Genomic DNA, 24021 nt, shown 5'->3' on the forward strand with positions numbered 1-24021 from the left:
ACATGGAGCTGACTGTTACTAATAGGTCGAGGGCTTGATTAAAAAAGCGGTTAAATCTGTATGAAGTTTTGAAAGTACAAACTTTTTCAATAACATAGTTAGTGAACAACGTACTTGTCTACGTTGTTTTCTTATAAATAATCCTCGATAGCTCAATGGTAGAGCACTCGGCTGTTAACCGAGTTGTTGTAGGTTCGAGCCCTACTCGGGGAGTTTTGGTGACTTAGCCAAGTGGTAAGGCGTGGGACTGCAACTCCCTGATCGTCGGTTCAAATCCGTCAGTCACCTTTTATAAACACGATGAGACTTCTCATCGTGTTTTTTTAATAAAATTATGTCTAATATAAAGACATTTTGGCTTATCTGGTAAATTAAGATAGAGAACAATATTTCTAACATTCACAGCAAGAAATCCATAGACATTTGCTTCCAAACTCCGTATGCTGAAAGTAGAATACAGGAATTACGGAGGAGGAAGCAATATGCAGCAAAGAGGAAGAGTCACTATTCCGACTGATGTAGATGTCGTGCCGGAGACACTTACACTGATGGAGCGCTGGGGGGCCGATGCCATCCGCGACTGCGATGGTACGGATTACCCAGAGGAACTGCGCGCTGTGGATGCCAAGGTCTATTCGACCTATTACACCACAAGAAAAGACAATACATGGGCAAAGGCACATCCGGAGGAGATACAGCAGATGTATATTATGACGCCGTTTTATACGGCGGTCGACGGAGATTTACAGATCCATCTCATGACGCATCTGTACCCGGATATGTTAAAAGTCAACAACCGTGATGACATTACGCGTTGGTGGGAAGTTATCGACCGCACGACGGGGGCGGTTGTTTCAACCAGCCAGTGGTCGTATGATGAGACAACTGGCGACGTGACGATCCACAAGCCGGAGGCGTTCCACAGTTACACGGTCAGTTTTCTGGCATACATTATGTGGGACCCGGTGCATATGTATAATGCCGTGACCAACGGCTGGAAAGATGTGGAAAAGCAGATTACGTTTGATGTGCGCCAGCCAAAGACCCACACCTACTCCATGGAGCGGCTGCGCAGATTTATCGCGGAGCATCCGTATGTGGATGTCATCCGCTACACGACCTTTTTTCACCAATTTACGCTCATCTTTGACGAGTTGGCGCGGGAAAAATATGTGGATTGGTATGGCTATTCCGCATCGGTCAGCCCGTATATCTTAGAGCAGTTTGAAAAGGAAGTGGGCTATCGGTTCCGCCCGGAGTTTATTATCGACCAGGGCTATATGAACAATACTTACCGCGTGCCGTCCAAAGAATTTCAGGATTTTCAGGCATTTCAGCGCAGGGAAGTGGCAAAGCTTGCAAAGGAGATGGTGGATATCACACATGCGTGCGGAAAAGAGGCGATGATGTTCCTCGGTGACCACTGGATCGGTATGGAGCCGTTTATGGAGGAGTTCCAGACGATCGGGCTGGATGCTGTGGTCGGAAGCGTCGGAAACGGTGCAACGCTGCGTCTCATTAGTGACATTGAGGGGGTCAGATACACTGAGGGGCGGTTCCTGCCGTACTTTTTCCCGGATACCTTCCACGAGGGAGGCGATCCGACACGCGAGGCGAAAGTCAACTGGGTGACGGCGCGCCGGGCGATTCTGCGCAAACCGATCGATCGGATCGGCTATGGTGGGTACTTAAAACTTGCCACACAGTTTCCGGATTTTATCGACTATGTGGAGAGCGTGTGCAAAGAGTTCCGCGAACTGTACGAAAATATTAAGGGAACGACCCCGTACTGCGTCAAGCGCGTGGCAATATTAAACTGCTGGGGAAAAATGCGCGCGTGGGGCAACCATATGGTCCACCATGCCATTTACTACAAGCAGAATTATTCTTATGCGGGCATCATCGAGGCACTCAGCGGTGCTCCGTTTGACGTGAAATTTATCAGCTTTGATGATATAAGGAATCATCCGGATCTGCTCGATTCCTTTGATGTTGTCTTAAATGTGGGCGATGCCTACACCGCTTATACCGGCGGGGACAATTGGAAGGATGAGGCGATTCTGACCGCAGTCCGCCGGTTTGTCTACCGGGGTGGCGGTTTCATCGGCGTGGGCGAACCGGCATCCTGCCAATGGCAGGGGCACTTCTTCCAGCTTGCGGACATCCTTGGCGTGGAAGAAGAAACCGGCTACACGTTGAATGTGGACAAGTATAACTGGCAAGATCATGCGCATTTTATCACGGAGGACAGCGGCGATGCGATTGATTTTGGCGAGGGCAAGAAAAACATATTCGCGCTCGAATCCGCGACCGTGCTACGCCAGATCGACAAAGGTGTACAGCTTGCCGTGAATACGTTCGGGCAGGGCAGGGGTGTGTATATCAGTGGCCTGCCGTACAGCTTTGCAAACAGCCGCCTGCTGTACCGGGCGATTCTGTGGGCGGCTTCGGCGGAGGGGAAAATTCACCGCTGGTTTTCCACAAATTACAATGTCGAAGTGCATGCTTATGTAAAAAACGGCAAATACTGTGTCGTCAACAACACGTATGAACCGCAGCAGACGACCGTTTACCGGGGGGACGGCAGCAGTTTTGCGGTCGACCTTGCGGCCAATGCGATCCTCTGGTACGAGATCTAGGAAAGAAACTGTCTGCGGTAGGCATCGGGGGAGAGCGTGGTTTCCCGACGGAATGCCTGCGAAAAATACGACTGGGAAGAAAAGCCGACCGCCTGGGCAATTTTTGCGACCGGAAAGTCGGTGTGTTCTAACAGGGATTTCGCCTCTTCAATGCGTCTGGTAATCAGATAATTGATGGGCGAGATTCCTTTGTATTTGGTGAAGGCGTGGGCAATGTAATATTTGCTGTGGAATGTTAAGGCACTTAGTGTATCTAACGTGATTGTTTCCGCGTAGTGCGCATTGATGTACTGCTCGATCATGCGGCATTCCTGTGAGGTTTTGCCGACGGAGACGGCCTCCGGCGTGACGCGGATCTCCCGCCGGATCAGATAGAGCAGATTTTCGAGCAGATTCTGTGACATTTCTACATAATTTTCTTTGCGGTCATGCAGTTCCTGTATGAGCGATCTGGTATAAAACAGACAGGCAGGGCGGATTGTCTTTACATTTTTGCAGAGGCAGGTTATGGGCGCGTGTCCGTCGGTTTCAAACGCTATGCCCTCAAATCCGAGAACAACATATTCCAAAGCCGCATCGCCGTTGCTGAATTCTGTGTGCATGACATGGGGATTGATGAGGATCAGGTCATCTGCCGCAATGCAGAAGGTTTGTGTCTCGGTCTGGAATGTGCCGGTTCCGTTTAAGACATAAAACAGCTCGGTAAACGGGTGGGAGTGCAGCACGCTCGGCCAGGTCTTGTCGTAGCTGGAATGGCTGATATAAAGCAGGCGCAGATCCGGCCGTTTCTTTTGCGCGTCAAAGGTTTGTGGTTTGAAGTTGTACTGCTGGTATGGCATAGGCATCCCCTCCTGAAAATAGCATGTGCATTTGCACCTGAAATCTGTTATAGTAATTATAGCGCAAGATTTATAACAATGTAAACAAGATCCCGATAGCGGAGCGGCAGCACGCGCCTTATCATGAAGTGGTAACAGACACAACACATAAGGGGGAAAACAATATGAGAGCGATTACAGAACAGCAGAAACAGGAAGCCATTGCAGCATTTGCATACGAGGGAACACTGATTGCAGATACGGTGTACGGGAGCGGACATATCAACGACACGTTCCGCCTGACGTTTGCAGTCGGCAATATGGGGGATCTGGATGTGATCTTACAGCGGATGAATGCCGATGCCTTTCCACATCCGGAACAACTCATGGAAAACATTGCGGGTGTGACGGGGTTCTTAAAAAAGAAGATTATTGCGCGGGGCGGCGACCCGGAGAGGGAGACGTTAAATATCATCCCGACCGTGGACAACAAACCGTACTACCGTGACACAAACGGGGACTACTGGCGGTCGTACCGGTTTATCACCGGGGCGAGCAGCTTTGATCAGGTGGAAACGCCGCAGCAGTTTTATGAGAGCGCGGTCGCATTCGGCAGCTTCCAGCGGCTTTTGGCGGATTATCCGGCAGAGACACTCCATGAGACAATTCCGGGGTTCCACGACACGCGGGCGCGGTTTGCGGCATTTGAAAAAGCCGTCCGGGAGGATGTTGTGGGGCGGGCCGCGGAGGTTCAAAAGGAGATCGCTTTTTTCTTAGAGCGGAAGGAGACGGCCTGCTATTTTGCCGGGCGGCTTGACCGCGGGGAGCTTCCGATCCGCGTGACGCACAACGACACGAAATTAAACAATGTCATGCTCGACGATAAGACCGGAAAGGGGGTCTGTGTCATTGATCTTGATACGGTCATGCCGGGGCTTGCCATGAATGATTTTGGCGATGCGATCCGCTACGGGGCGAGCACTGCGGCGGAGGATGAGCGGGATCTCTCCGAAGTCTCGTGCAGCATGGAGCTGTTTTCCCTCTTTACCAAAGGATTTCTGGAGGGCTGCGGCGGCAGCCTGACTCCGGAGGAGACCGCGCTGCTTCCGATGGGGGCAAAGGTCATGACGTATGAGTGCGGCATGCGGTTTCTTATGGATTATTTACAGGGCGATCGTTATTTCAAGATCCACCGGGACGGACAGAATCTCGACCGTGCCCGCACGCAGCTTACGCTTGTGGCAGACATGGAGCGCAAGATGCAGCAGATGCAGGACATTGTAAGAAAGGCAGCAGGGTAATGGCAGAAAAGAAAAAGAAGAAGATGGAGTTTAGGTACTACCAGTTACCGCCCGGAAGTCCGATTCTTGCACTTCTGGGAGAAAAGTGGGTGCAGAATTATGGTGACCGCACGGCAGACAGGCTTCATTTCCACAATTACATGGAACTTGGCTATTGTTATTACGGGGCAGGCGACGTGGTACTGGGGGATGACACCTACCGTTTTTCGGGGCAGCAGTTTACCGTCATCCCGTCGAATTTTCCGCACACGACAAACAGCGATCCGAGCAACATCAGTCGCTGGGAATATCTGTTTGTCGATGTGGAGGTGGTACTTGACGGTATTTTCCCGGACAATGCACTCCGCAAAGAGCGCGCACTGCAGCGGCTCTATGAAAAGCCGTGGTTTTTGGAGGAAGCAGAGTATCCGAAGGAAGCGGCAAAAATTAAAGAAATCTTAAACATCATGCGAAAAGGCGATGAATTTTATCTTGAGGAGGCAAAGGCACTGCTGGGCTGTCTTCTTTTGGAGATCACACGGTTAAACTACACGAACAAAGAGACGCGCGCGGATGCCGAGCAGGGCAGGATCACCTGCATCGTCTCCCGCGCCATGGACTATATCTCCGATCACTACATGGAACCAATAAGGGTAGAACAACTGGCGAAGTACAGCCATCTGAGCGAGACACATTTCCGGCGTGTGTTTACCGAATATATGCATATGGGGCCGCTTGAATATATCAACACGGTGCGCATCCGCACGGCGTGCGAGCACTTAAAAAAGACCGAGGAACCGGTGGCGGACATCGCCCACAAATGCGGATTTACGACCAACTCCACGTTCAACCGCAATTTCAAGCAGATGATGGGGGTCACACCCGTGGAGTGGAGGAAGCGTCCGGAAAATTACGAACAGCGGCTGCTCAATTATGAGATCCACACAGAGAAAGGATGGTAACAACCGATGCAGGGGGCAAAACTGATACAACAGGTAAAGAGGAAACAAAAGAAGATGACGGGGGTTCTGCGGAAGCTCATGGTCGTATTCGGGGTATTTTTTGTGCTGCTTGGGATCATGATCTCACAGGCATTTATGTTAGCGGGCTTTCTTCTGGTGGCACTGTATTTTGTATTTGATGTGTTAAGCCGGAAAGAGTACGAGTACATCCTCGACGGGAAAACACTCACAATTGATGTGATCTATGGGAAGCGGTACCGTAAAACGGCACACATCATTGACATGACCGAGATGGAAGTGACCGCGCCAAACCGCCACGAGGCTGTGGCAAAGTACCGCAAAGACGGGGGCGGGGTCCGACTGCCGAAGTTTGATTATACCTCCTATGAGGATGACATTCCATACTACACGATGATCGTCATTGAGGACCGGGAAAAGAAAAAATTGTTGCTTGATCTCAATCAGGAACTGCTGTTTGCACTCAAAAAACAGTATCCTTCTAAGGTTTTTGCATAAAGTGGTGAATAAAATATGAACAGTTGCAAACAAATCATGAACAACAAATGTGCGCAAAATCAGAGAATCCATCATTTCAACGAAAAATTGCAGGAATGCAAGCGGTTGTAATGGTGGATTTGTTGCATCACATGGCACGCATAATGGCAATATGAATGGAAATAACCGAAAATATGCGAAAAAATAGTGCAAAGCACACAAAATGATTGAAATTGCACATTATACGGACAATTATGCAAACTAGATATATTCAAGCAATGCTATAATACGTTCATCAGCAAAAGTAACAAATACTCTTAGGGAGAAGGAGGAAATTTATATGAAAAAGAAAATGATTACAGCATTACTTGCAAGTGCAATGGTATTGTCACTGGTTGCTTGCGGTGGAGGCGGAACAGACAGCAACGGTGGCGGGGATACATCCTCCAGCGGAAGCGGTACTTCTTCCTCATCCGACAGTAATAAGCTGACCGTATGGGCATGGGACCAGAACTTTAACATCAAGGCAATAGAGACCGCAGCCGAGCAGTACAAGAAAGACCATCCGGATTTTGAACTCGAAGTGGTTGAGACCTCTTCTGATGACTGCCAGACCAAGCTGACAACCGCAGCAAATGCCGGTGATTACAGCACACTGCCGGATATCGTACTCATGCAGGACAACAGCTACCAGAAATTCTTAAAAAGTTATCCGGATGCCTTTACCGACCTGACGGATATGGGAATCAACTGGGATGATTTCGGAAAATTAAAACAGTCTTACTCTATGGTAGACGACAAGCACTACGGTGTTCCGTTTGATAACGGTGCTGTTATCGCATGTTACCGTACCGACATCTTAAAAGAAGCCGGATACACCATCGACGACCTGACCGATATTACCTGGAGCGAATTTGCAAAGATCGGAAAAGATGTTCATGATAAGACCGGCAAATACTTACTGACCAGTGAGGGAACTGGCGGAGACACTATGATGATGATGATCCAGTCCTGCGGTGCAAACTTTGTCAATGAAAACGGAGATGCTTACATTGTAGGAAATGACATCGCTGAGAAGTGTGTCGACATCTACACCGAACTCGTACAGAATGATGTTGTAAAATTAGTAAACAACTGGGATGAGTATGTATCCACCATCACAAATGGTGAGGCAGCAGGCGTTGTCAATGGTAACTGGATCACTGCAACGATCGCTTCTACCGAAGACCAGAAAGGCCAGTGGGCAATCACCACAATGCCAAGTGTAGATGGTGTGGATTCCGCTACTCATTATGCAAACAACGGTGGATCTTCCTGGTATGTTACCGCAAACTGCCAGAACAAAGATCTTGCAGAAGATTTCTTAAAGAGCACTTTTGGTTCCAGTACAGATTTCTATGATGCAATCCTTCCACAGACCGGTGCGATTGCCTGCTACTTACCAGCCGGAGAATCGGATGTATACAACGAGCCAAACGAGTTCTTCAACGATCAGCCGATTTACTCCACGATCGTAGAATACTCTTCCCATATTCCGGAGTTTACAAAGACTCCGTATCACTATGAGGCAAGAGAGTGCATCAACACAGCAGTTGTCAATATCGTAAATGGAACAGCTAAGGCTGATGCATTACAGGAAGCACAAGATACCTTACAGTTTAAGATGACGGAGTAATCCGGTACATAAAAAAGAATGACAAGTTTGTATAGCGGGGGGCGACCTCCGCTATATGTGAAAATGACCAGAAATGCGAAAGGGGGAATTTGTTGTGAATTCCAAGAAAAAAGGGATGTCACTTATTGCAAAACAAAGAGCGGCAGGATGGACATTTCTAGCACCGGCATCGATTCTGATTGCGATCATGAGTTTTTATCCGATGGTGCGGGCATTTATCATTTCCCTGCAAAAGGGAACGGGTGCCAATATGCGCTTTACTGGATTTTCCAATTATCAGAGAATCCTTGTTGATAAGGTGTTCCAGCAGTCCATCGGCAACACATTTTTCTACCTGATTATCCAGGTGCCAATCATGCTTATACTTGCAATTCTGCTGGCACAGTTATTAAACAACAAACATTTAAAATTGCGGGGATTGTTCCGAACCTGTGTCTTCCTCCCATGTGCGACTTCACTGGTTTCCTATTCGTTGATCTTCCGTTCGATGTTTGCAACAGACGGACTGATTAACAGTATCCTCATGAAACTTGGTATCTTACATTCCGGCTATAATTTCCTGGGTCATTCCGGAAGTGCCAAAGCGGTCATTATCCTTGCTTTGATTTGGAGATGGACTGGTTATAACATGGTTTTTTATCTGGCTGGTTTACAGAATATCGAGTATTCCGTATACGAAGCCGCCAAGATCGACGGTGCAAACGGCTGGAAAACATTCTGGAGGATCACCGTACCGCTGTTAAAACCGACGATCATCATGACCTTTATCATGTCAATCAATGGTACGTTGCAGTTGTTCGATGAGTCCGTCAACCTGACAAAGGGTGGACCTGCCAATACGACTATTACCATGTCACACTATGTATACAACACATGTTTTATCAATGTGCCAAACTTTGGATATGCGGCAGCCATGTCATTTTTGATCTTTATCATGGTAGCGATCCTTGCATTTATCAACTTGAAAGTAGGTGATACGCGTGACTAAGCAGAAAAGCAAATCAATGATCCAGAGAAGATTGATCCCGACGTATATCTTTCTGGGGATCGTGTCCTTTATTTCCGTATTCCCGCTGTATTGGATGATTTCCGCAGCCACGAATACATCCACGGACGTATCCCGTGGTCGCCTGCTTCCGGGTACGCACTTTATGGAGAACTTTAAGAACTTAATGTCCCAGCAGCCACTGTGGAGAGCCCTCGGGAATTCGTTCCTGTATGCGATCCTTACGACGGTGCTGTGTCTCTTGGTCTGCTCCATCGCCGGTTATGGTTTTGAGATCTACCATGACAAATGGAAAGACCGCCTGTTTTCCATCCTGCTTCTTGCCATGATGATACCACAGGTTGCAACAATGGTTCCGTTGTTTCAGATGTTTTCCAAGGCAAAGCTGTTAAATACAGCGGTTGGATTTATGCTTCCGATCATATCCACACCGTTTATGATCATGATGTTCCGCCAGAATGCCCGTGCATTTCCGGTTGACATCATCGAAGCTGCGCGTATTGATGGATTAAGCGAGGTACAGATTTTCTTCCGGATGTTTATCCCGACGATGAAATCGACCTATGCGGCAGCCGCTGTTATCACATTCATGAATGCATGGAATGCATACTTATGGCCAAAGGTAATCATGTCCGATAACCGTGCGATGACTATGCCAATGCTCATTGCCAACCTGATTACCGGATACAAGACGGATTACGGTATGCTCATGTGTGGTGTATTGTTCTGCTCAATCCCGACGATGATCGTATTCTTCGTATTACAGAAGCAGTTTGCAGAAGGTATCACCGGAGCGGTTAAATAAAAATGGTAAAAAATGTCTTCCTTTTTGGAGGGCATTTTTTACCATAACAGGAAAGGGGTATATGCCTATGAATACATTTGATTATAAGAAAGTAAAAGATCCTCAGTATTTTCGTGATGCGCGCATGGATGCGCATTCTGACCACATATATTACCGGACGAAAGAGGAGGCAGAAGAGAAACAGAGTTCCTACCGCGTCAGTTTAAACGGGCTGTGGAAGTTCCACTATGCAAAAAACTATGCCGACGTAGTTGCCGGATTTGAGAAGGAAGACTACTGCTGTGTAGGTTGGGATGACATCAAGGTTCCGGCTCATATCCAGATGGAGGGTTACGATGTGCCGCAGTACGCTAACGTGCAGTATCCGTGGGAAGGCCATGAGGACATCCATCCGGGCGAGATCCCGGAGCAGTTTAACCCGGTGGCAAGCTATGTCAAATATTTTACCGTGCCGAAGCAGATGCAGGGGAAGCGGCTCTTTGTCTCGTTTCAGGGCGCGGAGAGCGGACTTGCAGTCTGGTTAAACGGCACATTCATCGGTTACAGCGAGGATTCGTTTACTCCGTCTGAGTTTGAACTGACCGATGCGGTAAAAGACGGGGAAAACAAACTGGCGGTACAGGTGTTTAAGTGGACAGCGAGCAGCTGGTGCGAGGATCAGGATTTCTTCCGGTTTTCCGGAATCTACCGCGATGTATACCTGTATACTGTGCCGGAAGTACATGCCTATGATGTAAAGGTGCGGGCACTGCCGGATGCAGCACTTACCGCTGCCGAACTGGCACTGACTTTACAGATGTGGGGAAGCGGCAAGGTGAAAGTCGTCCTCAAAAAAGACGGACAGACTGTGCTGGAAGACGAATCGGCTGTTACCGAAGGGGAACAGATCCTGACCTGGAACGTGGAGCGGCCTGTTTTGTGGAGCGCGGAAGACCCGCAGCTTTATGACCTTACGGTTGAAGTCTGCGATGGCGCGGGAACTTTACAGGAAGTGATCCCGCAGCGCGTCGGGTTCCGCCGGTTTGAGATGAAGGACGGTATTATGACATTAAACGGAAGGCGGATCGTCTTTAAGGGCGTGAACCGCCACGAGTTCAGTTCCGTCAGCGGACGGCATGTGTCGGAGGAAGAGCTGCGCAAGGATCTTCGCACGATGAAGCAGAATAACATCAACGCGATCCGTACCTGCCATTACCCGGATGCGTCTAAGATTTATGAACTCTGTGATGAGTATGGCATTTACATGATTGATGAGACAAATCTGGAATCGCACGGTTCCTGGGATGTGGCAGAGTTTACGAAGGACGATACCTATATCGTGCCGCACAACAAACCGGAGTGGCTTGCGATGATGCTTGACCGTGCCAATTCGATGTACCAGCGTGACAAAAACCATCCGGCGATCCTGATCTGGTCGTGTGGCAATGAGTCTTACGGCGGCAAGGACATCTATGAAATGTCCTGTCTGTTCCACCGTCTGGATGATACCCGTCTCGTTCATTACGAGGGGCTGTTCCACGACAGAAGTTACAACGATACGAGTGATATGGAAAGTCAGATGTACCCATCGGTGGAGAGCATCAAAGAATTTTTGGCAAAGGATTCGAGCAAGCCGTTTATCTGCTGCGAGTACACGCATGCAATGGGCAATTCCTGTGGTGCGATGCACAAATATACGGATCTGACCGACACGGAACCGAAGTATCAGGGCGGCTTTATTTGGGATTACATCGATCAGTCGATCTACAAAAAAGACCGCTACGGCGAGGAGTTTCAAGCATACGGCGGGGATTTTGGCGAACGTCCAACCGACTATAACTTTAGTGGAAACGGTATTGTCTACGGTGGAAACCGCGATGTGTCACCAAAAATGCAGGAAGTCAAATTCAATTACCAGAACATCACGGCGGAAGTGACTGCGGAGTCCGTAACGGTCAAAAATAAAAACCTGTTTGTCAACACCGACCGCTTTGCGTGTGTTGTGACCGTTGCAAAAGACGGAAAGGAGATCCGCCGGGCAGACTTACCGACGGCTGTGGAGCCGCTCTCGGAACAGACCTATCCACTGCCGTTTGCAAAAGAGACAAAGGCAGGCGAATACACCGTGACCGTCTCCTTCCATCTGAAAGCGGACACTGTCTGGGCAAAGGCAGGGCATGAGGTGGCTTTCGGGCAGTATGTCTATCCGGTTGCGGGTGAGGCAGAAACATGCACAGACAAGATCAAAGTGATCCACAGCACACACAACATCGGTGTAGAGGGTGCGCATTTTTCCGTCCTGTTTTCCGTATTAAACGGTGGGCTGGTTTCCTACAAATATGCGGGAAAAGAGATGATCGAGGCGATCCCGAAACCAAACTTCTGGCGGGCACCGACGGACAATGACTGTGGAAATCTCATGCCGGCGCGCTATGCACAGTGGAAAACGGCCAGTCTGTATGTCAGCCATAAAAGCCCGCAGGAGACGAGTACGCCGGAAGTCACGGAACACGAACACAGCATTACCGTTTCGTTCCGCTATTTTATGCCGACCACACCGGTTTCGGAATGTCGGTTGTCCTATGAAGTATTTGGGGATGGCAGGGTAAAGACCACGCTCTGTTATGATCCGGTCAAAGAATTGGGCGACATGCCGGAATTTGGCGTACTGTTTAAATTTAATGCCGATTACGACCGACTGCAGTGGTATGGACTGGGCGAACAGGAAACCTATGCTGACCGTTGTAAGGGAGCCAAACTTGGCATCTACAGCAATAAGGTAAAAGACAATGTGGCGCGGTATATGGTTCCGCAGGAATGTGGGGCAAAATGTGGCGTGCGCTGGGCGCGTGTGACTAACCGTGCCGGAGATGGCATGTTGTTTGAAATGACAGAAGAAACAGGTCCGATGGTATTTTCCGCACTGCCGTATACGCCGCATGAGATAGAAAATGCGATGCATCCGTATGAGCTGCCACCGGTACACTACACGGTTGTCCGTGTGGCAAAAGCCCAGATGGGTGTCGGCGGCGACGACAGCTGGGGCGCGCAGACGCATCCGGAATATCTGTTGCAGACGGACAAAACCATGCAGTTTTCCTTTGTATGGAAAGGCGTGGTGAGCACAGAAGCATAATTACAGGATCTTTACAATATTCAGATCCTGATCTAAAAGCAGGATGTCGGCTCTTGCCCCGACGGCAAGGGTGCCGATTTCCTGTGAACATTCGATGCTCTTTGCAGGATTGCAGGTGGCGGCTTTGACGGCCACGCCGAGCGGAATGCCAAACTGCACCGCATTTTTCATACAGTCAAACAAATTGGTGGCGGAACCTGCGATGGTTCCGTCTTTTAAGGTCGCAAGGCGGCCTTTTTTGATTACCGGCTGTCCGCCGAGTTCGTACTCGCCGTCCTCCATACCGGTTGCACGCATCGCATCGCTGATTAAAATCATGCGGTCGTTGCCAAACATGCGGAAGGCATTGCGGATGACCGACGGGTGGATGTGGATGCCGTCACAGATGATCTCTGCCATCGCATGCGGACAGTCCGCTGCCGCGCCGATAATGCCAGGATCGCGGTGGTGTAGTGGCGGCATGGCGTTGAACAGATGGGTGACATGGTTGGCACCGGCGGCAAAGGCATTTTCTGCGATTTCATACGATGCTGTGGAGTGTCCGAGTGAGATCGCAACGGTGTCTTTGAACTCCCGGATAAACGCATCGGAACCCGGCAGTTCCGGGGCGATCGTGATGATGCGGATCTTGTTTCCGCTTGCAGCAGAGAGCCGTCGGAACATGGCGGCATCCGGCGCGTGCAGATAGCTTGCTTTCTGCGCCCCTTTCTTTTCCGGGGAGAGGTATGGACCTTCCATGTGGATGCCCGCGATGTGGGCATATCCGGCAGCATCCGGCACATCGTTAATCGTCGCAAAGGCAGCTGTAAGCTGTTCTTCCGGCAGGGTCATGGAAGTCGGGCAGAATGAAGTCACACCGCAGGAATGCAGATATTGTGCGATTTCGGCAAGTCCTTTGGAATTTCCGTCACTGAAATCGTGACCTCTTGCCCCGTGGATGTGGACATCCACCAGACCGGGGATCACATAAAGCCCCTCGGCATCAAATACCGTATCGTCTTCTGCGGTTTCTGCGATGCGGTGTGTCGTTGTATCAACAACCAGTTCTTTTTTCCGAAAGGAGCCAGACTCCTCCCAGACCAGTCCGTTTTTTATGATCATGGCGTACTCCTTTTCCTAGATCAGTCCTTCTTTGATGATGCGGGATAATGCAGCTTCATCGGCAACGACGGAAACCTCGTCGTGTAACTGCAGGATTGATGCCGGTACATGCGGGGTGATCGGTCCGTAAACTGCCTCATAGAGTGCATCGGCTTTGGCTTCACCGCTTGCGATCAGTAGGATGTGCCGTGCCTGCATAATGTTTTTGATGCCGGTCGTATATGCCTGTGTCGGGACTTCCTCAATGAAGGAAAAGAAACGTGCATTGGCTTGAATGGTGTTTTCGGTCAGGTCGACGCAGTGGGTTTCCTTTGCAAAGGAATCCGATGGCTCGTTAAAACCGATATGTCCGTTGTTGCCGATGCCAAGGAGCTGTAAGTCGATGCCGCCCATGCTGCGGATGATGGCATTGTAGCGGGAGCATTCCTTTTCCACATCAGCTTCCATGCCGTTTGGAATAAAGGTGTTTACGGATTTGATGTTTACGTGGTCAAACAGGTTGTGGCGCATAAAGTAAGCGTAACTCTGATCGTTGTCGGCAGGAAGGCCTTTGTATTCGTCAAGGTTGATGCTGCGGATCTGTGAAAAATCAAGATCGCCCTTGTTGTACCACTCGATCAGCTGCTTGTAGGTGCCGATCGGTGAAGAACCGGTGGCAAGTCCGAGCACAGATTCCGGTTTTAAGATTATCTGTGCGGAGATAATGTTGGCCGCCTTGCGGCTCATTTCGTCATAGTTTTTTGTTTTATAAATACGCATAGTAGTTCTCCTCCTTAAAATTGCGTTTCCTGCATTTGTTAAGTTGATTATAGGATGCAAAATTGGAAAAATCCATAGGGTTTGGGCAAATGGAAAGAACAATCCCCAAAAACGGAAAAAAAGAAAAATCGTGTGTGCTTTTGAAAGAACTTTCAAAAATATATGATATAATGAAATAAAATTACAGATCGGGTTATGGACATAGAGTTATATATCCCGTTGGACGTGGGCACCATAAACTCTGATGTTCCGCAAGTAACTGAGGAAGCAGGAAAAGGAGAAAACGCGTATGCAGACTTATGGAAGCAGTGTTGTGCCGATGATCGAGGCAAATTATGAGATGTTTACGGTGGTGGAGAAAACAATCGCCGATTTTTTTATTTCGAATGAAAAAGAGATGGATTTTTCATCGGGACGCATGGCAAAGATGCTACATGTTTCAGAAGCATCTCTGTCACGCTTTGCCAAGAAAATGGGTTACAGCGGATACCGGGAGTTTATTTACAACTACCAGCCCTCGATCGCGGAGCGACCGAATGTGGAGGAACAGACCATCCACGTCCTGTATTCGTATGAGGAATTGCTGCAAAAAACATACAGCTTAATCCGCGAACCACAGATCAAACATGTGTCCCAGCTAATCGGGGAACATACGCGCATTTTTTTGTATGGATTTGGCAGTTCTGGGCTGGCGGCACAGGAGTTTCAACTTCGGTTGCTGCGGCTTGGCATGGATGCGGAGGCAATCACGGAACTGCACCAGATGGTATTGAATGAAGCGCGTATCACAAACGCGTGCCTCGTGATCGGCATCAGCCTAAGCGGCGCGACGCGCGAGCTCATTGATGCACTTGACCGGGCGAAAGCGCGTGGGGCAGCGGTCATATATCTGACTTCCTCCAACGCAGAGCGGGAAAAACGGACGTATGAGGAGATCGTGCTCGCACCGGTAAAAAAGAACCTCGAATACGGAAATGTCATTTCCCCGCAATTTCCGATCCTGCTGATCCTTGATCTGATCTATGCCCAGCTTTTAAAAGAAGATCGGCGCAGCACGGAAGCGCAGTACGATACGCACATCTGGGAGAGGATCAAGGACTATCATGTTGGATAGATGTGGTTTTAAAAACCAGATTGACAGGAAAAATCATACATTTATACTAAATGTGTAGTCGAATTTTGGTTTAAAGTAAGATTACTCTTCTTCCGGGTATTTCATACCCCAGTTGTTTCGAATTTCAGTCATGATATGCATAACATCCTGTGAATAATTAAGATGCATAAGTGATTCAATTGTGGATAAATCGCCGGAGCATACAGCGGCTTCCATGTCAGCAACTTCATAGCTTAAGGCATCTGCAGTTTCTCCTGCGGAAATAGTTTCTTTATGTCCGTCCCCGGTGTAAGTAATGGTTGCTTCCATAGCTCTTGGGTATTCAAAGATCTCGATGTAACCCTTATCGAATGCTATGGTTGCGCGCTTTGGCTGCTTTGCGTGAAGAGATAAGGTGACGGTTGCCATCTCGCCGGCTGGGTTCATAAGAAGGATGCCTGCCTGTTCATCCACGCCGGTTGGTGCATATTTTACCTGTGAAAGTACCTGATCGGCAGTTTCGACAAAGAACCAGCGGATCAGGGATAAGGCGTAAACGCCAATATCTAACATAGCGCCTCCGGCCAGATTGCGGTTAAAAAAGCGATTATTCATATCATATTCTTTATAGCTGCCGAAGTTTACCTGGATCAGACGAAGTGGTCCAAGGGTGCCGAAGCTTATGATCTCTGCAAGTTTGCGGTAGATCGGCATGTGGAAAATGGTCATGGCTTCCGCCAGAATGACATGATTTTTTTCCGCAAGGGCAATGGCCTCATCCAGTTCGTTTGAATTTAAGGTGATGGATTTTTCGCAAAGGACATGCTTTCCGTTTGCCAGTGCTTGACGCAGATATTGAATATGCGTATTATGTGGGGTAGAGATGTAGATGATATCCACATCCGGATCGGTAAAGACATCTTCAAGGTGATCATATACCTTGGCAATCTGGTATTTTTCCGCAAATGCTACTGCTTTTTCATGTGTGCGGTTGGCAACGGAATACAGATGACGGTTTTGCCTGGCAAGTGCAGTGGCAAGTTCGTTTGCAATGACACCACAGCCAAGGGTTGCCCAGTTCAATGGTTTCATAGATAAATTTCTCCTTATTTGTATTTATACTCCTTTTTACGCGCTCATTTTAGCATGAAAGGGCAGACGGTGCAAGTCGGAGAAGGATGTAGTGAGAGTGTCTTACGTGAAAGAAAAAATTGTGGAAAATCAGGTGCGCTGAATTATTTGTGGTAAACGACCGGAAGTGTGACGGAAAATACATTTTTGTCCCCCTGCCGTTCTACGGTAATTTTGCCGGAATGGTTCGTGACAATAGAGTGCGCAATGGACAGACCGAGTCCAAAATGACCGTTATCCGCGCGTGCTTCGTCTGCGCGGAAAAAACGTTCAAACAGGCGGTCACGGATTTCTTCCGGAATTGGATTGCCGGTATTTTCCACGAATAAATAAAATTTACGGTTATGGATATGGGCGTGAATTTCTATACTTCCGTATTCCGGGGTATAGCTTAATGCGTTATTTAACAGGATGGAAGCGAGATTTTGAATCTGACTCTCGTTTCCATCCATTTTCATTTGTTCCTGAACATCAATGGAAAGCGCAATGTGTTTTTCAAAAGCAACACTTTCCATTGGATAGATAATGTCAAGCAGTGCGTCATCTACAGGGAAAACTGCATGGGTATTCTGGATCTGTGGAGCATCCAGCCGTGTGAGCGTAAGCATTTTCTGGACAAGAGAGATCATCCGGGAAGTTTCCTGCTGAATATACAACAGATGTTTATTGTCCCTGCCTACTTCAGAAGATAACAGTTCGGCATTGGCGCTGATGACGGAGAGAGGGGTTTTCAGTTCATGACTGGCATTGGAAATAAATTTTTTCTCGGATAAAATTGTATTTTCAATCGGTTTTACCATCCAGCGGGAAAGTGCTTTGGAGGAAATGGTAAATACAATAATACCGAGAATTGCCAGAATAAAACAGAGAGAGATCGTCGGAAGTGTTGCTTTTAAAGCAGGTGTTCCGCTGAGCATCAAAACATAATATTGTCCTTTTTTGGCGCGAAGATGATTTACAGAGACATAACGCCTGATAAATACATATTTCTTACTATTGGATATGAGAGCTTTTCCCTGTTTTAAAAGATAACTGTCGGAGACATCAGAAAAAGTGTCAAACATGATATCCATTTCATTGGATTCATCAATAGAAAAAAGACAATAGGAAATATGATCAAGTTCGGACGGAGACGTCTGTCCATTAGAGATGACAAATGCATCCCATGTAGTATAGTGGAGAGCGGCACGAACGGTTTGCTGGAGATCACTCAGATTGTTCCGGTAGGAGTTGTTGACAAAAAGCAGTAAAATAACAAGCCAGATGATGGTAAGCAGGAACATAAAAAGTGTACTGATTCTCTTTTGTAAAGATTTAATCATCGGAAACCTCCATAATATAACCGACTCCGCGAATGGCGCGGAGTGTCACATTGACCTGCAGGTGGTGAAATTTCCGCCGCAGGAAAGAAACATATACTTCCACATTATTGTATTCTGCATTGGAATCGAATCCCCAGATTTTTGTGGTAATCTGGTTTTTCTCGAGAACCTGATTACAGTTATTCATAAAAAACTCCAGCAGTTGCCTTTCTTTTCCGGATACCTGGACAGATTTTTTGGTCTGTGTGTTGCAGATTTCGCAGGTAGCGGGATCGTAGGAGAGATTTCCAACGACAGGGTGTGAAGTATCCTGATGATGGCTGCGTCTGCTGATCGCCTGTATGCGCATGAGCAGTTCACGAATTTCAAATGGTTTGGTCATATAATCGTCCGCACCGGTAGTAAATCCCTGTATCTTATCATCAATTTCTGTTTTTGCGGAGAGAATGAGTACCGGAACATTCTGTCCATCCCTGCGCAGGGCAGATAGAACTTCATAACCGTTCATTTTCGGAAGCATGAGATCTAAGATAACCATATCATAAATGCCGGTGGAGGCATGTTCATAGCCGAGCTGTCCATCATTTGCGGTATCTACCACATAGTTTTCGTTTTGCAAAGCTTCTGCAATGGTATCCGCAAGCCGGACGGAGTCTTCAATTACTAAAATTTTCAATTGGAATCCCCTTTGCTAAATCAAAATAATTATTGTTGTATTTGGAATTTATTATAACGAATCTTGGAAATCTTGCAATCATAATTTTTATTTTTGGATGAATAAAAAAAGTTAAAAAGAAAATTGATATGTTTTCAAGGTTCATTCAAGGAACATTTTATATTATAACAAATGTAAAACATTGGAAAGGAATAAAGCCATGAAAACCTTATATTTGCATATTGGAACAACAAAGACAGCAACAACGTCTATTCAGAGATTTTTAGAAGAAAACAAAGACGTACTGCAAAAATATGGGTATTGCTTTCCTGATTCACTGCATGTGTATCCAAGAGCAAATAAAAGGAGAAATGCACACTTTCTGGTTGCAAAAGTGTGGGATGCAGACGGTAGCAGAAACCAATCGAAGGAAAAGGAATATTTTGAAGAGGGGTTACAGCAGATCAGAACCGCATTTGGGACATACGATCATGTGATACTGACAGATGAATCCATCTGGCATGCGTTAAGCTACTCAAAAAAATCACTTCTTCAGGAATTAAAAAAGGAGGCGGATGAACAGAAGTATCAGATTAAGGTAATTGTATATCTGCGCAGACAGGATGGCCTGCTGATTTCGCGATGGAACCAGGAGGTGAAGCAAAACTTTAATAGTGTCGCTGTTATGACATGTGAAGAGTATCTTGCTGCATCAGAGAAAAAAGAAAAAAAGATTTACCAATATGCACAGAAACTGGATGAGATTGCAGCTGTCATAGGAAAAAATAATTTAATAGTCAGGAGATTTTCTCCGAAGAGCTGGAAAGACGGATCAATTATTCATGATTTTATGCATGAGATCGGATTGGACGTCACAGAGGAATTTCAGGAATTGGAAGAAAGTGAAAATCTCCGGTTAGATAAAAATACTACGGAAATTAAGAGAATACTCAATAAGAGTGAATTTCTCACAGAAAAAGAAATCTCTTATTTTCGTAGATTTTTGAAGGAAATCTCAAAAGATTACATAAAAGAAGAAAATACAGAAATGCTTGCAAAAGAGGAATTGCAGCAGTTTCTGGAATTGTATGCGAAGGAAAATGAACGGGTAGCCGAGGAATATATCGGGGATGGACAGCCTTTGTTTTCGAATGAAGTTAAAGATTTACCGAAATGGAATCCGCAAAATGAAAAAATGCAGGAAGAAATTATTCAGTTCTTTGCAGCAGTTACTATGGATCTCAGAAGAACGAATGAAATTCAGCGTCAGAAAATAAACCAGCAGGAAAAAAGAATCAGACAGCTGGAAAAGAGGGCAAATGAATTTGTGATGTTCCGGGACAAAGCAAAGCATCCGTTTCGGACGATCTGGAAAAAATTATTTCGATAAAAGGGACTGGGCAGATGACAGAGGGTTTCAATATACAAAGAGATGAAAAAACAGACAGCAGACACAATCTCACATGGCATATGATGGAGATTAACAGGCAGAAGCGCGAAAAGCAGATGCAGCAGAAGGCTTTTACCATCTGGATGAGCGGATTGTCCGGTGCAGGAAAGTCTACGATAGCAAATGCACTGGAGAAGCGTCTGTATGCGATGGGAAAAAAAACGATGCTTTTGGATGGAGATAATGTGCGGATGGGCTTAAACAGCAATCTTGGTTTTTCCGATGAGGACCGGGTAGAAAATATCCGGCGGATTGCAGAGGTTGCAAAGCTGATGAATGATGCAGGCCTGATCGTGATTACCGCATTTATTTCTCCGTATCGGCATGATCGCGAGAATGCAAAACAGATTATCGGAGACGGTTTTCGGGAAGTTTATGTCAGCACTTCCATTGAAGAGTGTGAAAAGAGGGATGTAAAAGGATTGTATAAGGCTGCGCGGGAAGGAAAAATTGCGCAGTTTACAGGAATTACCAGCCCTTATGAAATTCCGGAACATGCAGATGTTGTCGTAGATACCGCGGAGATGGATGTGGAAACATGTGTGAATCATATATTGGAGCAACTGAAAAGTCTGTTGCGAGAATCCGTGTGAGTCAGGCAGGACAGTTTATCCGGTCAATGTTTTGGATCGGATGTATTGGATTTGGCGGAGGAAGCGCACTTATTCCAGTTATTGAAAAAGAGATTGCAGATCGACAGGGAATAGACGAAAAACAGAATATTGACAAAGATGTGGTGGTTGCAAGTATTACACCGGGAGCACTTCCGGTAGAGATTGCAGCGTCTATCGGGCGCCGCAAATTTGGAATCAGGGGAATGATCGCAGGTGCTGTCATGATGGCATTGCCGGGAGCGTTGATGACGGTGGCTCTGGTAGCGGTGTTGTCTGTATTTCAGGAAAAAATCCTTTCTGTTGTAAATATGATTTCCATAGGAGTCTCTGTTTTTATTTTGTATCTGTTGTTTTCTTATATCAGAAAAATGTTAAAAGACTGCGGGGAAGACGGAAAACACAGAAAGATGAAAGCGATTTTTTTAATGCTTGGGGTTTTTGTACTGTCTTTTTTTATTTCTTCGGTGCAGGTACTGATACTGGCATTTTTCAGCATTTTTTTCACCAGAGGCAATTACAGCAAAAAGAATCTGATAATTCTTACCGGCATTATTAGCAGTTATCTGTTGACACATGTACAAGTGTTTTCGTTTGATCTGTCCGGATGGCATCCTGTGGTTGATATTGTGATGGGAATACTTGGATGTTATGGCATTTTCTGTAATATAGCAGATACCGGATGGAAAAGAGAGAAGAATTGGGGTATAATTGCAAAGGATGTTGGAACATGGGTTGTATTTGCGGCAGTTTTCGTCGTTCCCGTCTGGTTTGTAAACCATGAGATCATGTGTTTTTCCGGCAGGGGAATTTTGTCTGCATGGATGTCCTTTGGCGGTGGTGATGCATATATGACCATAGCGGATGGAATTTTTGTGGGAGGAGGAATGATCACTTCCCAGCAATATTACAATCATATTGTTCCGGCGGTAAATGTATTGCCCGGATCTATTTTGTGTAAAACCCTGGCGGCAGCCGGATATTATACAGGATGGAACCTGACACAGAACATAGGAGTTGGATTATTATTTTCTATAGCAGGTTTTGGATGCAGTATTGCCGCGTCATGCAGTATTTTTATGCTTGCATATCATCTGTATGATTATCTGATCACATTACAGGTATTTCGTATTATTCGAAAATGGATCAGACCAATCATCGGTGGTCTGTTAATGAAAATCATGGTGATGCTTTGCTTGCAGAATATAGGTATGGTGATGACTTTTATGAAATAAATGTACAAACAGGAGATATAGAAATTGAGATTTACAAAAGCAAAAATTGTAGCAGCAGGAATGATACTGGCGGGAATCTGTATGATTGCACCACAGCAGCTGAGGGCAGAGGTACCCAAAACACAGATGGATGGTGTGATGGGACAAAGCATCAAAGAAGAGATGGATGATACACAGATTTCAGACGTGGATACGCAGAGGGACGGATTGTTGTCCACATATGCCATTCCACGGCTGCTGGGGGCATCTAAGGCATCTTCCGGATATACACAGGATTTTCTGGATGGTTCTTTTACTTCGAAAGTGGATTATACAAGTGTTACCTATTATCACAAATCGGACTATGAAGATGCGCAGCTTTTGAACGGAATAGATGTCTCCTGGTGGCAGGCAAAAAATAAAAAAACAACAGCACTTAACTGGGAAAAAATACATGATGCAGGGATAGATTTTGCATTTGTGCGTGTAGCGTCAAGGGACACTTCCGATGGAAGTATTTATGAAGATACGGCTGCGAATTCCCATATTCAGGCGGCACTTGAAAACGACATCAATGTCGGTCTGTACATATTTTCACAGGCACTGACAGAAAAAGAGGCAAAACAGGAAGCAGAATATGTGCTGGATCTGGCAGATAAATACGGCTGGGATGTGACCCTTCCGATTGTTATAGACAGGGAAAAAGGAAGTCACAACCGCCTGACAGGGGGAAAACTCTCCAAAGCAAAAGAGACAGCGGTCTGCCAGTCATTTGCAGATACGATTTCCGATGCGGGATATCAGCCGGTTGTTTATGCTTCATATGCATGGATCAAATCCTATATTGATACAGATTCTCTGGAGGATTGCGGCATCTGGATTGCGCGGTACAATAATACGACAACGAGCAATGCAAAAAGCGGGGAACCTTATGCAGACACAGCATATGACTATGAATTCTGGCAGTATTCATCCGTTGCAAAAGTGAGTGGATATACGGGAAATCTGGACGTAAATTTCTGGTACAAGGACACCAGTGCAAAAACCGGAGGATTGAAAGCAACTGTGGGGAATGCATTTGACCCGGTAAAACTAAGCTGGGGCAAAGCTGCCGATGATGTAACCGGATACCGCGTGTACCGGTATGACGAAAAACAGAAAAAATATGTTTATATGAAGCAGACGAGTGGAAAAAGCTTTACGGATACCGATGTGACAAGCGGAAAGACTTATCAGTACAGGGTGCGCTGCTTTTGGACCATCGGTGGGACAAATTATTATGGAAATTATTCTTCGGTGGTATCGGCCACCGTTCCGCCGGCAAAAGTGTCCGATGTAAAAACACAAAAGCGCAGCAGTACATATGTGACACTTGGATGGAGCAAAATATCAGGTTCCAGCGGATACCGGGTTTATAAATATAACACAGCAGAAAAGAAATACGAAAGTGTGGCAACGATTGCAGGCGGAGCAGAAGTTTCTTATAAAGTTACAGGATTGAGCGGAGCTACAACGTACAAATTTAAAGTGAAATCTTATAAAAAAGCAGAAGGGGAAACCGTCTGGGGAGAAGCTTCTGACGCACATGAAGAGTGCACAAATCCGCTGAAGGTAAAAAATCTCCGGCTGCAGACAAAATCTTGTGCAGTCACATTAAAATGGGATAAAACCAGCAATGTAACCGGATATCAGATTTACCGTTATAACAGTAAAACGAAAAAGTATGATAAAATTGCTACTATTAAAAATAACAAAACATTTTCCTATAAGGATTCCAAATTGAAAAAGGGGACTGCCAGCCAGTATAAAGTCCGTGCATATAAATCTTATAATGGGAAAACGTATGTGGGTACCTGTTCGGATGTTACAAAAATAAAAGTGAAATAGGTA

Annotated in this window: 19 protein-coding genes and 2 tRNA genes; 15 read left to right on the forward strand and 6 right to left on the reverse strand. The window is 46.5% G+C overall.

What is annotated here, in order from left to right; genetic code table 11:
* Window positions 1–141 precede the first annotated feature (141 nt).
* From M72_RS06450 to gnpA, 3 genes are all read left to right on the forward strand, one after another.
* Window positions 142–213: transfer RNA gene (locus M72_RS06450), tRNA-Asn, on the forward strand.
* Window positions 214–217: 4 nt separating this feature from the next.
* A tRNA-Cys gene (locus M72_RS06455) sits at window positions 218–288 on the forward strand.
* A gap of 194 nt (window positions 289–482) precedes the next feature.
* Entirely contained in the window at window positions 483–2639 is a 2157-nt protein-coding gene (gnpA, locus tag M72_RS06460) for a 1,3-beta-galactosyl-N-acetylhexosamine phosphorylase (protein WP_055067634.1), read from the forward strand.
* On the opposite strand, the gene M72_RS06465 is transcribed toward gnpA, so the two are convergent.
* Window positions 2636–3478 carry an AraC family transcriptional regulator gene (locus M72_RS06465; protein WP_022044915.1) on the reverse strand — a complete coding sequence of 281 codons (843 nt, stop codon included), beginning with the start codon at window positions 3476–3478 and terminating at the stop codon, window positions 2636–2638. The two genes, gnpA and M72_RS06465, sit on opposite strands and share 4 nt — an antisense overlap.
* 164 nt (window positions 3479–3642) lie before the next feature.
* Here M72_RS06465 and M72_RS06470 point away from each other — a divergent pair, with 164 nt between their 5' ends.
* From M72_RS06470 to lacZ, 7 genes are all read left to right on the forward strand, one after another.
* Window positions 3643–4758 (forward strand): phosphotransferase enzyme family protein, encoded by a 1116-nt coding sequence (locus M72_RS06470; protein WP_022044914.1) that lies wholly within the window; start codon window positions 3643–3645, stop codon window positions 4756–4758.
* Window positions 4758–5699, forward strand: coding sequence for an AraC family transcriptional regulator (locus M72_RS06475; protein ID WP_055067635.1), 942 nt, complete (start codon window positions 4758–4760; stop codon window positions 5697–5699). Before M72_RS06470 ends, M72_RS06475 begins: the two co-directional genes overlap by 1 nt.
* A gap of 6 nt (window positions 5700–5705) precedes the next feature.
* Window positions 5706–6215, forward strand: coding sequence for a hypothetical protein (locus M72_RS06480; protein ID WP_022044912.1), 510 nt, complete (start codon window positions 5706–5708; stop codon window positions 6213–6215).
* Between the two features lie 319 nt (window positions 6216–6534).
* The gene (locus M72_RS06485) at window positions 6535–7869 is read left to right on the forward strand and encodes an ABC transporter substrate-binding protein (protein WP_022044911.1); all 1335 of its coding nucleotides are present in this window, start codon (window positions 6535–6537) and stop codon (window positions 7867–7869) included.
* Window positions 7870–7963: 94 nt separating this feature from the next.
* Complete coding sequence (locus tag M72_RS06490) at window positions 7964–8857, forward strand: carbohydrate ABC transporter permease (protein ID WP_022044910.1); 894 nt, start codon at window positions 7964–7966, stop codon at window positions 8855–8857.
* Between the two features lie 16 nt (window positions 8858–8873).
* Window positions 8874–9680: a carbohydrate ABC transporter permease gene (locus M72_RS06495; RefSeq protein WP_055067636.1), complete on the forward strand. Its 807-nt coding sequence runs from the start codon at window positions 8874–8876 to the stop codon at window positions 9678–9680.
* A 67-nt stretch (window positions 9681–9747) separates the two neighbouring features.
* The gene (lacZ, locus tag M72_RS06500) at window positions 9748–12795 is read left to right on the forward strand and encodes a beta-galactosidase, LacZ type (protein ID WP_055067657.1); all 3048 of its coding nucleotides are present in this window, start codon (window positions 9748–9750) and stop codon (window positions 12793–12795) included.
* On the opposite strand, the gene nagA is transcribed toward lacZ, so the two are convergent.
* Window positions 12796–13896, reverse strand: coding sequence for an N-acetylglucosamine-6-phosphate deacetylase (nagA, locus tag M72_RS06505; protein ID WP_055067637.1), 1101 nt, complete (start codon window positions 13894–13896; stop codon window positions 12796–12798). It lies immediately after the preceding gene.
* 15 nt (window positions 13897–13911) lie between these two features.
* Window positions 13912–14655 (reverse strand): glucosamine-6-phosphate deaminase, encoded by a 744-nt coding sequence (gene nagB / locus M72_RS06510; protein ID WP_055067638.1) that lies wholly within the window; start codon window positions 14653–14655, stop codon window positions 13912–13914.
* A gap of 289 nt (window positions 14656–14944) precedes the next feature.
* On the opposite strand from nagB, the gene M72_RS06515 reads away from it, so the two are divergent.
* On the forward strand, window positions 14945–15769 hold the full coding sequence (locus tag M72_RS06515) for a MurR/RpiR family transcriptional regulator (protein ID WP_022046525.1): 825 nt from the start codon (window positions 14945–14947) through the stop codon (window positions 15767–15769).
* Window positions 15770–15850: 81 nt separating this feature from the next.
* On the opposite strand, the gene M72_RS06520 is transcribed toward M72_RS06515, so the two are convergent.
* The 3 genes from M72_RS06520 to M72_RS06530 form a co-directional block, all read right to left on the reverse strand.
* Complete coding sequence (locus M72_RS06520) at window positions 15851–16840, reverse strand: Gfo/Idh/MocA family protein (RefSeq protein WP_055067639.1); 990 nt, start codon at window positions 16838–16840, stop codon at window positions 15851–15853.
* 143 nt (window positions 16841–16983) lie between these two features.
* A complete protein-coding gene (locus M72_RS06525; RefSeq protein ID WP_055067640.1) occupies window positions 16984–18201 on the reverse strand; it encodes a sensor histidine kinase in 1218 nt (405 codons plus the stop codon).
* Complete coding sequence (locus M72_RS06530) at window positions 18194–18877, reverse strand: response regulator transcription factor (RefSeq protein WP_055067641.1); 684 nt, start codon at window positions 18875–18877, stop codon at window positions 18194–18196. The genes M72_RS06525 and M72_RS06530 overlap by 8 nt, the downstream gene beginning before the upstream one ends.
* Window positions 18878–19076: 199 nt before the next feature.
* Between M72_RS06530 and M72_RS06535 the strand changes: the two genes are divergently transcribed.
* The 4 genes from M72_RS06535 (at window position 19077) to M72_RS06550 (ending at window position 24018) form a co-directional block, all read left to right on the forward strand.
* The gene (locus M72_RS06535; protein ID WP_055067642.1) at window positions 19077–20246 is read left to right on the forward strand and encodes a hypothetical protein; all 1170 of its coding nucleotides are present in this window, start codon (window positions 19077–19079) and stop codon (window positions 20244–20246) included.
* A gap of 80 nt (window positions 20247–20326) precedes the next feature.
* Window positions 20327–20899, forward strand: a complete 573-nt coding sequence (cysC, locus tag M72_RS06540; protein ID WP_242853363.1) for an adenylyl-sulfate kinase — start codon at window positions 20327–20329, stop codon at window positions 20897–20899.
* Window positions 20845–22152 carry a chromate transporter gene (locus M72_RS06545; RefSeq protein WP_055067644.1) on the forward strand — a complete coding sequence of 436 codons (1308 nt, stop codon included), beginning with the start codon at window positions 20845–20847 and terminating at the stop codon, window positions 22150–22152. Before cysC ends, M72_RS06545 begins: the two co-directional genes overlap by 55 nt.
* A 24-nt stretch (window positions 22153–22176) precedes the next feature.
* Window positions 22177–24018, forward strand: a complete 1842-nt coding sequence (locus tag M72_RS06550) for a GH25 family lysozyme (protein ID WP_055067645.1) — start codon at window positions 22177–22179, stop codon at window positions 24016–24018.
* The last annotated feature ends 3 nt before the right edge of the window (window positions 24019–24021 follow it).

Origin of the sequence: Roseburia faecis (assembly GCF_001406815.1) — a bacterium.
Lineage (GTDB): Bacteria > Bacillota > Clostridia > Lachnospirales > Lachnospiraceae > Roseburia > Roseburia faecis.

Bases quoted from the DNA above. Each gene is read 5' to 3' on its own strand.
- M72_RS06515 (WP_022046525.1), top strand. From the start codon at position 14,945: ATGCAGACTTATGGAAGCAGTGTTGTGCCGATGATCGAGGCAAATTAT.
- M72_RS06525 (WP_055067640.1), bottom strand. From the start codon at position 18,201: ATGATTAAATCTTTACAAAAGAGAATCAGTACACTTTTTATGTTCCTG.
- M72_RS06465 (WP_022044915.1), bottom strand. From the start codon at position 3,478: ATGCCATACCAGCAGTACAACTTCAAACCACAAACCTTTGACGCGCAA.
- gnpA (WP_055067634.1), top strand. From the start codon at position 483: ATGCAGCAAAGAGGAAGAGTCACTATTCCGACTGATGTAGATGTCGTG.
- M72_RS06520 (WP_055067639.1), bottom strand. From the start codon at position 16,840: ATGAAACCATTGAACTGGGCAACCCTTGGCTGTGGTGTCATTGCAAAC.
- cysC (WP_242853363.1), top strand. From the start codon at position 20,327: ATGATGGAGATTAACAGGCAGAAGCGCGAAAAGCAGATGCAGCAGAAG.
- M72_RS06470 (WP_022044914.1), top strand. From the start codon at position 3,643: ATGAGAGCGATTACAGAACAGCAGAAACAGGAAGCCATTGCAGCATTT.
- nagA (WP_055067637.1), bottom strand. From the start codon at position 13,896: ATGATCATAAAAAACGGACTGGTCTGGGAGGAGTCTGGCTCCTTTCGG.
- lacZ (WP_055067657.1), top strand. From the start codon at position 9,748: ATGAATACATTTGATTATAAGAAAGTAAAAGATCCTCAGTATTTTCGT.
- M72_RS06485 (WP_022044911.1), top strand. From the start codon at position 6,535: ATGAAAAAGAAAATGATTACAGCATTACTTGCAAGTGCAATGGTATTG.
- M72_RS06535 (WP_055067642.1), top strand. From the start codon at position 19,077: ATGAAAACCTTATATTTGCATATTGGAACAACAAAGACAGCAACAACG.
- M72_RS06475 (WP_055067635.1), top strand. From the start codon at position 4,758: ATGGCAGAAAAGAAAAAGAAGAAGATGGAGTTTAGGTACTACCAGTTA.
- nagB (WP_055067638.1), bottom strand. From the start codon at position 14,655: ATGCGTATTTATAAAACAAAAAACTATGACGAAATGAGCCGCAAGGCG.
- M72_RS06545 (WP_055067644.1), top strand. From the start codon at position 20,845: ATGTGTGAATCATATATTGGAGCAACTGAAAAGTCTGTTGCGAGAATC.
- M72_RS06480 (WP_022044912.1), top strand. From the start codon at position 5,706: ATGCAGGGGGCAAAACTGATACAACAGGTAAAGAGGAAACAAAAGAAG.
- M72_RS06495 (WP_055067636.1), top strand. From the start codon at position 8,874: ATGATCCAGAGAAGATTGATCCCGACGTATATCTTTCTGGGGATCGTG.